Here is a 1,945-nt window from a genome sequence, read left to right as displayed (position 1 = left end):
CGACACCAACGTAAGTGCGTTTAGTCAAGTGCCCCGCTCCTGGGTTTCCATCGATGTTTTCTGGGCCGCGGCCTCGGCCTACGGGCGCAACCCCCTCACGCGTCAAGGGCGCTGACGCGTCGCTGCGCGATGACCTTCGGTCACCCTTGACCCGCGAGCCTCTGCGCGCCCTCTGGGCAGGCGACGGGGGCAGGTCAGGGACCTGCCCGTGGTATCGGCCGCGGCCCAGAAAACATCGATGGAAACGTCAGTAGATCCAAGAACCAGCTGAAGGCCTCCCTGAGCCCGGGGCTGGAGCCAGATCCCCGTGCGCACGTGACGGACTGGGTTGGGGGGCCTACCCCGTTCCTCGTCTCTACGTAGTTCATCAAACGGGATCGTGTTGTCCCGACAGCGCGCAATCGAGTTCGGCGAGGAAGGGGCGGGGCCTGCTCAGGGTGTCGTTCGAGGTCGGTCCCTCTACGCCGAGTGGAGCTTGGCCCCAACCTGTTTCATTCGGTTGGATTGAGGTTAGGCCGCCGCGGGCAGGTCGACGGGGCCCGCTAATGCGGCATCCCAACTGATGCGCCTGGTGGTAATGACGTGCAGCCAGCGCAACAACGCCGCCGCTAACGCAGCTTTGGCCTGTCCGCCAGACAGTGGGTTGTCGGCTCGAGTGGTCAAGTGCCGGTATCGGGCAGCCATTACTGGGTTGTGTCGTTGAGCGCCCCACACGGCGCGCCAGGCGGCCAGCCGCAGCCGGGGTCGGCCGCGCCCGGAAATCCGTGACCGGCCGGTGGCGCTGCCGCTGCTGTTGTCACGAGGGCACAGTCCGGCGTGTTTGACCATCGCGCGGGGGCTGTCGAAGCGGGCGGGATCGCCGGTCTCGGCCAGGATCGCCGCCGCCCCGACCGCTGAAACCCCGGGAATGCTGGTGACCAGCTCGGTCATGCCCAGCTGGTCGAGGATCTCGACCATGCGGGTTTCCACCTGCAGCTGCCCGGCCTTGGCGGCTCGCCAATCGGCCAGCACCCAGTCGGCGCGCTCCAACGCACCCGGGCGCTGCGCGGCCACCCCGGCCGGGTCGGACAGAGCGGCGAATATCGCCACGATGATGCGCCGCCGGGGCCGCTGCCCACCCCAGCGGGGCAGCTCCCGACGCACCACCGTCTCAAACCGTCGCACACCAAGCCGGGCCAGCCGTTCTGGATGCCCACTGCAACGCTGCAGCACCACCGCCAGCCCGGCGCACCAGGTGGTCGAATCGAACGGGTCCGCCGCGGCCGACAACACCGCGGGCCAGGCGCATTCGAGCAGGTCGCGCAGTTGCTGCACGCACGCGGTCGCCTGGGTGATCAGCCGCTCCCGGCGCGCGCCCAGATGCCGCAGCCGCGACCAGGTCTCATCGGCACGTTCAGGGACATAACAACGCAGCTGGGCGACCAGCCGGGCGATCAGCACCGCGTCCTTGTCGTCGCTCTTGTCACGGGTGTAGTCCTCAGACTCTCGCGCCCGACCCACCAGCAGCGGCTGCACACACACCAACGCCAAACCCTGTTGGGTGGCAAGCTGATCGAGCACCCGCCAACGATGTCCGGTCGGTTCACAACCAACGGTGACGTCATCGAAGCCGCACTGGCGCGCGACCCGGCGCGCCCACTGCAACGCCGGGCCCAGCTGCCATGCCTTAGCCCGCACCCGCCGGCGGGCCAACACCCGCGAATCGTGATCGCATACGACCAGCGCCTGCTTCACATCAGCCAAATCGATCCCTAAGACCGCGTTACGGGCCGGCACCAGCTCCCGCAACCGGGCCAACTGCTGATTACGCCGCTTGTCACCACGCGACAACTCACTACCCTGGGTCATGACGTCCTCCTGGATGTATTGGGACTCTGAGCCCGTCAACGACACCAGGAGGACGTCCTTTTCATCAACACTCATCGGCATAGCCCTCTTACTACGC

Annotated in this window: 1 protein-coding gene; it reads right to left on the bottom strand. The window is 67.2% G+C overall.

The window, feature by feature from the left end; translation table 11 throughout:
* Positions 1-510 precede the first annotated feature (510 nt).
* Positions 511-1,923 (bottom strand): IS110 family transposase, encoded by a 1,413-nt coding sequence (locus ABDV69_RS21350; protein ID WP_343577830.1) that lies wholly within the window; start codon positions 1,921-1,923, stop codon positions 511-513.
* Positions 1,924-1,945: the final 22 nt, after the last annotated feature.

The organism is Mycobacterium sp. (assembly GCF_039583785.1).
In the GTDB taxonomy this organism is placed as follows: Bacteria; Actinomycetota; Actinomycetes; order Mycobacteriales; family Mycobacteriaceae; genus Mycobacterium.
The sequence above is the reverse complement of the archived record's forward strand: the minus strand, read 5'-3'. Positions and strand labels throughout refer to the sequence as shown.